Below are 8,810 nucleotides of genomic sequence, written 5' to 3'. Positions count from 1 at the left end.
GGAGCGAGCTTGCTCGCGATAAGGCTAGACCGGCCAACGCCCTCTCAAGGCAACAACAGATACACCGCACTCGCCACCAGCAGCGCCGCCATGCTGCGGTTGAACAGACGCATGCCCTTCGGGTTGCTCAGGTACTGGCGCAAAAACGTCCCGGCGTAGGCCCAACAGGCAATCGACAAGTAGCAGATCACGAAGTACACCAGCGCGAATTGCCACACCAGCAGCGCCTCGCCATTGGCGGCAAACGCGCCCATGCCGGCGACGCAGGCCAGCCAGGCCTTGGGGTTGAGCCATTGCATGATCGCGCCGTACCAGGCCGACGGCGCCTTGGCCTTGTCGTCGCTGCCCAGCCGGCCGTCGTCCACCGCCAGCTTCCAGGCCATGAACAACAGGAAGGCCACCCCGAACAGCTGGATGCCGCGGGTCAGGAACGGCCACAGCCGCAACAGCTCATGCAGGCCCAGGCCGATCAGCACCAGCAACAGGACAAAACCCAGGGTCGCGCCACCGACATGCCGCAGGCTGGCGCGAAAGCCGAACTGCGCGCCGGAACTCAGGGCCACGATATTGACCGGGCCGGGGGTAATCGAAGAGGCTAGCGCGAAGGCCGCCATGGAAAACACTACGCTCATCACACACCTTCAAAGGATCAATCGGAGAGTCCGGTGACCAAGGTAAGTGCGCAGGCCGCCCAGTGTATTGAAGAAAAATACCCCCCTCGCGTACGGACGAACCCTATGCCCGATGCTCCCCCTTCCGCGACCACCCTCACCGCCCGCCTGCTGTTGCGCGCGCCAACGGCCGCCGACCTGGACGTCACCCACCTGATCCACGGCGACCCACGGACCCAGCGCTACAACCCGGCCGGTCCCGACAGCCGCGAGAGCTGCCAGCACCGGTTGCAGGGCTGGATACAACACTGGCAGGACCAGGGTTTCGGCTATTGGGTGGTCTGCGACCGCGCCCAGCCCGAACGGGTGCTGGGGTTCGGCGGCGTCATGCACAGCCGCTTCGGCGAGCGCAGCGGGCTGAACCTGTACTTTCGCTTCGCCGTCGAGGCCTGGGGCCAGGGTTACGCCAGCGAAATGGCCGGCGCCGCGCTGCACCTGGCGTTCCGCGTGCTGGGCAAGGAACAGGTGATCGGCCTGGTACGCCCCGACAACCTGCCGTCGCGCCGCGCCCTGGAACGCCTGGGCCTGACCCGCGACGGCGAACTGGACGACTTCCCCGGCCTGGCCCCCAGCCTGCTGTACAGCCTCAGCGCCGAACACTACTTCGCGGCCAAGGCCGCCTCGCCCACCGACACCGTGCGAAGCCGGGAACCATGAGCCAGATCGAACTGCACCCGGCCCAGCGCGACGAGCTGCAATGCATCGAAAACCTGATGCAGTTCTACCTGTACGAACTCAGCGAGTGGCTGCCGCTCAAGCTCGGCCGCCACGGTCTGTTCGAAATCCGTCCGTTGCTCGAATACTGGCGCGAGGCGGCCACGCGCCCCTACCTGATCCGGGTCGATGGCGAACTGGCAGGTTTCGCCACGGTGGACGACAAGGTGAAACTGGCCGAGGTGCAGTACAACCTCGCCTACTTCTTCGTGGCCCGGCGCTTTCGCGGTCGCGGCATCGGCCGGCAGGTGGTGAGGCAACTGCTGGAACAGCTGCCCGGGCACTGGCAGGTCGTCCACATCGACGACAACCGGCCGGCCCGGGATTTCTGGGCCCGGGTCATTCCCGCGCTCGTCGGCGACGCCTACAGTTGTCATCCGATCACGGCAGACGGCTATCCCTGCACCCTGTATAAATTCCACGTCCCGACATCGCCCGGGCGATGATCAACAGCCTCGCCCACTGCACAAGGACCGCCCCGGCATGGATTCAATGAGCCTTCTGGACACCGAGCACTGGCGCATCAGCTATCGCCGCGATGCCCAGGTCGAGCGCCTGCGCCAGCGACTGGCGAGCTTGAATTGAACCCGGGAAACCTTGCCTTACCCACGGAAACTACCGTTCCAGAGCCGTCCAGCTATTTTTTCGATGCATCGAAAAATATCACGCGTGAGTCATTGAGTCGTAACAAAATCCCCTGTAATGTTCTCACGCGTGATACGTGCACAACGGAGTCACCCCATGAAAAAGACCCTCCCGGCCAGTCAGCCTGCTGACCTACCGGCTTCCTCAGAGAGTCGACAAGGAGAGCGCTCGAAAGCTTCCAGCAACAAGGCCTCCAGCAACAGGGCCCCCAGCAGCAAGGCTTCCGCCAAGAAGCCGTCGAGCTTCTACATGAAGCAGATGCGCGCGGGCCTGAGTGCCGCTGGTTATGTGAAACACGAAACCTGGGTACTTCCGGAAAACCGGAGCGTGCTCAAGCACATTGAGAAGAAGCTGCGCCAACCCCTGATCGGCGGCGCACCGGTATTGGAGAATGACATGATCGCAGGTGAGAACTGGACCATCGACCGCCTCTTCAGCGCCTTGCAGGCCCTGGACGAAGTGACCTCGAACGAAATCGGCCTGAGCCTGATTCAAGGCGCCGAGCCAAGCATCAAGTTGGAAATGCACGACTTCGGCGGCCTGCCGATCTACATCGCGGTGGTCGGCGAGCAGATCATCGTCGACACCGTGCTGGTGGACCTGGAGTCGATCAACGACGTCGCCCGCTTCAATGACGCGGTGCTGCGCAGCCGGGAGATGTTCCCCCTGTCCTCGATCGGTATCGAGTCCATGCCCAACGGCCAGACCGTCTACAACATGTTCGGCGCCCTGAGCGCCAGCTCGAACCTGACCAACGTGGTGACCGAGGTCAAGACCCTGGTGGACAACGTCCAACGCGCCACCGAAGCCTTCGAAAGCTTCTTCAACTGATTGCCGAGAATCCGGAGTACGCCTACATGACTCAGTCCATCTGGAACAAACTGTTCACCGCCCTGCGCGGTGGCGCCAACGAAGTCGGCGAAAGCATCGCCGACCAGCAGGCCCTGCGCATCCTCGACCAGGAAATCCGCGACGCCGACAACGCCCTGTCCAACGCCAAGCGCGAGCTGGTCACCATCATGGCCAAGCACAAGCTGTCCACCGAGCGGGTCAGCGAATTCACCGCGAAGATCGCCGACCTGGAATCCAAGGCCCTCGCCTCGCTGCAGGCCAACCGCGAAGACCTGGCCCTGGAAGTCGCCGAAGCCATCTCGACCCTGACCACCGGCCTGGAAGCGGAGCAGAAGCAAGCCAGCGAATTCGGCGCCTACGCCGAGAATATGCGCAAGGACATCGGCAAGGCCGAGGCGCGCATCCGCAGCCTGCGCCAGCAAGTGGACATGGCCAAGGCCCGGGAAAGCGTGCAGAAGGCCCAGGTCAGCGCCTCGATCGCCAGCGGCGGCGCCAACGGCAAGCTGGAAACCGCAGTCAACACCCTGAACCGCCTGCAGGCCCGCCAGGATCAGCGCGCGGCGGAAATGGAAGCCCAGGAGCAACTGGCCGATGCGAGCAACGGCAACGACCTGGAACGCCGCCTGCGCGAAGCCAACATCGTGCCGGACCAGGGCAGCGCCAACGCGATCCTCGAGCGACTGAAGAAACAGAAGTCGGCCGAGTAAGGCTCCTGGAGCAGTAAAAAAGGCACGCGGTGCAATGCCACGGAAACTGTAGGAGCGAGCTTGCTCGCGATGGACTGGAGAGCGCCGCGCTCATCCAGTCAGTACGCGGTATCGTTAACGATCATCGCGAGCAAGCTGCGCTCCTACAATGGATCACCTGCGCTTAAGCACCCTGCGCCCTTTTTCTGGCCTATGGGAGGGCCTCGATGGCAGTTGCAAACGGTTTCAAGACCCTGGCGGGCCTGGCCCTGGTGATGATCGCCGTACAGGTGCTCAACAGCCTGAGCGGCTACAGCCTGAATCTCTTCGGCCTGATCCCGCGTACCCTGCAGGGTTTGCCGGGGATACTCACCTCGCCCTTTCTCCACGGCTCCTTTACCCACCTGACCGCCAACCTGGTGCCCTTGCTGATCCTCGGCGCCATGGTGATCGCCGAAGGCCAGCGGCGCTTCGTGGTGGCCAGCCTGATCATCATCCTGCTCGGCGGCGCCCTGGTCTGGCTGTTCGGCTTCCGGGGCATCCATGTCGGCGCCAGCGCCTGGGTCTTCGGCTTGTGGGCCTACATCCTCACCCGCGCCTGGTTGCTGCGCAGCTGGAGCAGCCTGCTGGCCGCCGCGGTGACGATGTTCCTGTATTCCGGCCTGGTCCTGGGGTTCCTGCCACGGGCCGGGGTTTCCTTCGAAGGCCACATCTTTGGCGCCTTCGCGGGGTTCATCGCAGCAAAAATGCTTTTATCCGGCGCCAAGCCGATGTCTAATGCCGCGCGGCAATGAGCCATGCCTTGCCCGGGCACGGCGCGCTGCATCATGGATAGATCAGTTCAACAGGAAATCAGGGATTCGATGTCGATTTTCATCTTGCTTCGGGTATACGCGGCCACCTTCTTCCAGCGCTTCGGCTGGATGGGCCTGGCCATCGCGCTCGGCGTGCATGCCGCGACCTCCTATCTCGGCCTGGTGGCCCTGGGCGAGCAGCACCTCACCGCGCCCGCGACCTTCATCTACTTCTATTTCACCACCACCCTGACCGTGGGTTACGGCGACCTGTCGCCGCAATCCGCCGCAGGCCGGGTCTTCGTGGCGGTGTGGGTGATGCTCGGCGGCATCGCGCTGCTGACCGCGGCCATCGGCAAGACCACCAGCAGCGTTATGGACCTATGGAGAAAAGGCATGAAAGGCAAAGGCGACTTCACCGGCCAGACCGGGCATACCGTACTGGTCGGCTGGGAAGGCGCGTCCAGTGAGCGGGTGATCGAATTGCTGCTGCAGGACGAAACCTCCAACGACAACCTGATCGTCATCTGCGACGCGACCCTCGACGAGAACCCGATGCAGGGCAAGGCCGCCTTCGTCAGGGGCGAAAGCCTGTCGTCCGCGGCCCTGCTGCTGCGCGCCGGGGTGCCCGGCGCCGAACGGGTATTGGTACGCACCAGTTCCGACGACCTGACCCTGGCCAGCGTGCTGGCGATCAACCAGTTGCGCCCTGCCGGCCATGTGGTCGCCCACTTCAACGACAGCGAAATCGCCACCCTGGCCGCCTCCTACGCGCCGAAGCTGGAGTGCACCTCGAGCATGGCCATCGAGATGCTGGTGCGCTCCTCCCAGGACCCCGGCTCCTCGGTGGTGATCAACGAACTGCTGTGCGTCGGCCAGGGCGCCACCCAATACGTCATGCGCCTGCCCGAGACTTACGAGGGCCGTTTCGCTGAGCTCTACATACACCTCAAGGAACGCTACAACGCCACCCTGATCGGCTACCGCGCCCGCGGCGCGCAACACCCGCAGATCAACCCGCACAGCGATACGCGGATCCAGGGCGGCGAACTCTTCTACATCGCTTCCAGCCGCCTCAAGGACATCGACAATGGGATGGTTTAAACGCTTTCTGGGGCTGCAGGCCCCGGCCACCACAAGCTCGAGTTTCGCCACCGGCCCACTGGGCCTGAGCATGGGCGCGGGCATCCGCTTCGATGCCAGCCTCAAGCTGCTGCTCGCCGACAACAGCCGCGTGGCGATTCCCGGCGACCAGGCGGTCTACAGCGAAGGCCTGGTGGACCTGGGCCAGTCCGAATGGCTGTCGCGCTACTACCTGGACGACGAGGACTACTGGCTGCAGGTGCACACCAGCGGCGGCATCGACGGCCAGGTCAAATCGATCATCCTGTTCAACTACCTGAGCAACCAGGCCGTCAACAGCGAAGCCGAGCTGCGCCGCCTGGCCGGCCCGGACAGCCTGATCGGCCAGCCCACCTACAGCCTCGACGGCGTCGAGTACCAGCGCGAATGGGGCACCGAAGCCGGGCAGACCGAGCTGGTGCCGCTGCGCGAGCAGGTGTCCAAGCCGGACGAAACCTTCGCCTTCGAAAGCCACTCGATGCTCTATGCCCGTGACACCGGCCTGACCAATCGCCGCGAATTCCTGCTGTTTTCCGTGGAGCAATACGCCGACGGCAGCGTCAGCCTGGTGACCTCACTGGGCATTTCCCTGTACATGACCGACCTGCAAACCCTCTGACAAGGACCAGAACCCATGCTTGAAGCCCTTTCCATTTCCCTGAACAAATTCGCCGTGGTCGGTTTCCTGACCTACATCCTCGGCGCGGCCGTGCTGTTCGCCCTGTTCCAGTTCGTCTACACCCGCCTGACGCCACACAAGGAGTTCCATCTGATCCGCGAGGGCAACGTCTCCGCCGCCATCGCCCTGGGCGGCGCCATCATCGGTTTCGCCATTCCGGCGAGCAATGTCATCGCCTACTCCATCAGCCTGCTGGACTTCGCCGTCTGGGCGCTGATCGCCGCCGTGGTGCAACTGCTGGCGTTCCTGATGACCAGCCTGGTGCTCAAGGGCACTTCGCAGCGCATCCGCAACGGTGAAATCGCCGCCGGCATCTACGTCGCCGCCGTGGCCATCAGCGTCGGCCTGCTCAACGCCGCCTGCATGACCCCTTCGCAGAACTGATCGACCGCACGGAGCCCTCGATGAAACGAAGCCAATACGTTCAGCTCTCCCTGGCCGCCTCGGTGGCGCTGGCGATCTCGGGCTGCAACTCGGAGCCGGAGACCCTCGCGGTCCAGCAGAAATTCAACTTCCAGTCGGTGCAGGAATGCGTGGACGGCAAGATCGCCGTGGACGTCTGCTCCGATGCCTATATCAAGGCCATGGCGGAGCACCGCGCCCAGGCGCCGGTCTACGACAACCAGGCCGATTGCGATGCCGACTTCGTCGAAAACTGGTGCCAGATAGACTCCAACGGCAAGTTCGTGCCGAAGCTGGGCGGCTTTGAAATCAACGCCCAGGGCGCCTTCACCCGCGAGCAGCTGGCGGCGGCCGGGGTCAGCCCCGGAGCCGGACAGGGTTCGTCGCTCAGCAGTATCGACAGCGGCCTGCTCACCGGCCTGCTGATCGGCAACCTGCTCAGCGGCGGTAGCCGCAACTATTACTCCGAGCCGGTCTACCGCTATCGCGACGACCGCGGCAGCTACGCCAACTCGACGCTCAACCAGCGCATCGCCAGCGGCTCGACCTTCTCCAAGTCGCGCCAGGCGCAGTCGGGCAGCGGCTTTAGGACCACCACCCGGCCGATGTCGGTGTCCTCCTCCACCTCCCGTGGCGGCTTCGGCAGCCAGGCCAGCGCCCGCAGCGGCTGGGGCGGCTCCAGCTCCTCGAGCTGGAGTTCGGGACGCTCGAGCAGCTAAGGAAGCGCGCCATGAAGAAGATCCCCTGCAACGAACGCCCGGACTGGCGACAGACCGCGGAAAAACTCGGCTTCCTGTTCCACACCATCGACGGCGAAGCCTACTGGGACGAAAGCGCCTACTACCAGTTCAGCCTCAAGCAGATCGAGGACGACCTGGAAGACCCGACCACCGAGATCCATGAGATGTGCATGGACCTGGTGGACCGGGTGGTGCGCAGCGAGGCCCTGCTGGATCGCCTGAGCATTCCGCCGGCCTTCTACGACATGATCCGCACTTCATGGCTCGAGGGTCACCCGCACCTCTACGGCCGCCTGGATTTTTCCTATAACGGCCAGGGCCCGGCCAAGCTGCTGGAACTCAACTACGACACCCCCACCAGCCTCTATGAAACCGCGGCGTTCCAATGGGGCTGGCTGGAGCAGAACATCGAACGCGGCGTGCTGCCGCGGCATGCCGACCAGTTCAACAGCATCGACACCCGGCTGCACCAGGCCTTCGCCCAGCTGGGGATCGAGCGCCCGTTCTACTTCGCCTCGATGAAGGATTCGGTGGAAGACCGCGCCACCACCGACTACCTGCGCCTGATCGCGGAAAAGGCCGGCATCGAGTCGCGGCATATCGACGTGGAAGACATCGGCCTCACCGCCGAAGGCCGCTTCGTCGACCTGCAGGACCGCTGGATCCCGCACCTGTTCAAGCTGCACGCCTGGGAGTTCATCTTCCACGAGCCCTTCGGCGCGGCGATCGCCGCCAGCGACACGCAGTTCTTCGAACCGGCGTGGAAATCCATCCTCTCCAACAAGGGCATCCTGCCGCTGCTCTGGGAGGCCCACCCGGGCCACCCGAACCTGCTGGAGACGCACCTGGACCTGCACCCGCAGCGCGACGTGCCCAAGGGCTGGGTGCGCAAGCCGTTCTTTTCCCGCGAAGGCGCCAACATCGAGTTGCGCACCCCGCAGGACGAGGTGGTCAAGGAAGACGGCCCCTACACCGACGCGCCCTACATCCTGCAGTCCTTCGCCCCGCTGCCGCGCTTTGGCGACAGCTACACCCTGATCGGCTCCTGGGTCATCGGCGACCAGGCCGCCGGCATCGGCGTGCGCGAAGACGACAGCCTGATCACCAAGGACTCCAGCCGCTTCCTGCCGCACCTGATCCTCGACTGATACATCCGCCGGGGCGCGCAATGCGCCTCGGCCTGTTATTCAATGGCTGCCGCACAATAACTATCGCCGGCATCGTTATCGTCGTTATTCAGCACTGTCCTTATATAACTTGCCCCTTCATTTATCTGACTCCCGATACAGACCTTACTTAAAGCTGAACGAACATATGATTCGTGGCAATTTAATCTTGACTTGACAGGTTGGCCTGAGTAAATTGCGCGGGCCGGCCAAACCGGCCTTTTTTCAACTCACTAAAGAAGCCAATGGACACAGTATCTAGACGCTGTCTGGTCGATGCGCTTGCGCAAGGCTGGGCACTTAACCCAGAACATGACGGGACTCGACTTTTCGGTCGGG

Annotated in this window: 11 protein-coding genes; 10 read left to right on the top strand and 1 reads right to left on the bottom strand. The window is 63.6% G+C overall.

Annotation, left to right across the window (positions count from 1 at the left end; genetic code table 11):
- Positions 1-44 precede the first annotated feature (44 nt).
- Positions 45-632, bottom strand: coding sequence for a LysE family translocator (locus J4D28_RS23820; RefSeq protein WP_009048690.1), 588 nt, complete (start codon positions 630-632; stop codon positions 45-47).
- 105 nt (positions 633-737) lie between these two features.
- On the opposite strand from J4D28_RS23820, the gene J4D28_RS23815 reads away from it, so the two are divergent.
- The 10 genes from J4D28_RS23815 (at position 738) to J4D28_RS23770 (ending at position 8,453) form a co-directional block, all read left to right on the top strand.
- Positions 738-1,328: a GNAT family N-acetyltransferase gene (locus tag J4D28_RS23815; protein ID WP_103330964.1), complete on the top strand. Its 591-nt coding sequence runs from the start codon at positions 738-740 to the stop codon at positions 1,326-1,328.
- On the top strand, positions 1,325-1,831 hold the full coding sequence (locus J4D28_RS23810; RefSeq protein ID WP_009048688.1) for a GNAT family N-acetyltransferase: 507 nt from the start codon (positions 1,325-1,327) through the stop codon (positions 1,829-1,831). The genes J4D28_RS23815 and J4D28_RS23810 overlap by 4 nt, the downstream gene beginning before the upstream one ends.
- Positions 1,832-2,279: 448 nt before the next feature.
- Complete coding sequence (locus J4D28_RS23805; protein WP_016704634.1) at positions 2,280-2,861, top strand: YjfI family protein; 582 nt, start codon at positions 2,280-2,282, stop codon at positions 2,859-2,861.
- Between the two features lie 26 nt (positions 2,862-2,887).
- The gene (locus J4D28_RS23800) at positions 2,888-3,589 is read left to right on the top strand and encodes a PspA/IM30 family protein (protein WP_009048686.1); all 702 of its coding nucleotides are present in this window, start codon (positions 2,888-2,890) and stop codon (positions 3,587-3,589) included.
- A 206-nt stretch (positions 3,590-3,795) separates the two neighbouring features.
- Entirely contained in the window at positions 3,796-4,362 is a 567-nt protein-coding gene (locus tag J4D28_RS23795) for a rhomboid family intramembrane serine protease (protein ID WP_028682286.1), read from the top strand.
- A 69-nt stretch (positions 4,363-4,431) separates the two neighbouring features.
- Complete coding sequence (locus tag J4D28_RS23790) at positions 4,432-5,466, top strand: potassium channel family protein (RefSeq protein WP_103330963.1); 1,035 nt, start codon at positions 4,432-4,434, stop codon at positions 5,464-5,466.
- Positions 5,453-6,103: a DUF2491 family protein gene (locus tag J4D28_RS23785; protein WP_009048683.1), complete on the top strand. Its 651-nt coding sequence runs from the start codon at positions 5,453-5,455 to the stop codon at positions 6,101-6,103. Before J4D28_RS23790 ends, J4D28_RS23785 begins: the two co-directional genes overlap by 14 nt.
- A gap of 15 nt (positions 6,104-6,118) precedes the next feature.
- Entirely contained in the window at positions 6,119-6,547 is a 429-nt protein-coding gene (locus J4D28_RS23780) for a DUF350 domain-containing protein (RefSeq protein WP_103330962.1), read from the top strand.
- Between the two features lie 20 nt (positions 6,548-6,567).
- On the top strand, positions 6,568-7,284 hold the full coding sequence (locus tag J4D28_RS23775) for a DUF1190 domain-containing protein (protein WP_009048682.1): 717 nt from the start codon (positions 6,568-6,570) through the stop codon (positions 7,282-7,284).
- 11 nt (positions 7,285-7,295) lie between these two features.
- Positions 7,296-8,453 carry a glutathionylspermidine synthase family protein gene (locus J4D28_RS23770; protein WP_009048681.1) on the top strand — a complete coding sequence of 386 codons (1,158 nt, stop codon included), beginning with the start codon at positions 7,296-7,298 and terminating at the stop codon, positions 8,451-8,453.
- The last annotated feature ends 357 nt before the right edge of the window (positions 8,454-8,810 follow it).

It is taken from the genome of Pseudomonas sp. GW531-T4 (genome assembly GCF_017349615.1).
Classification (GTDB): Bacteria; Pseudomonadota; Gammaproteobacteria; order Pseudomonadales; family Pseudomonadaceae; genus Aquipseudomonas; species Aquipseudomonas chlororaphis_I.
This window is presented reverse-complemented; position numbering and strand designations above follow the sequence as displayed.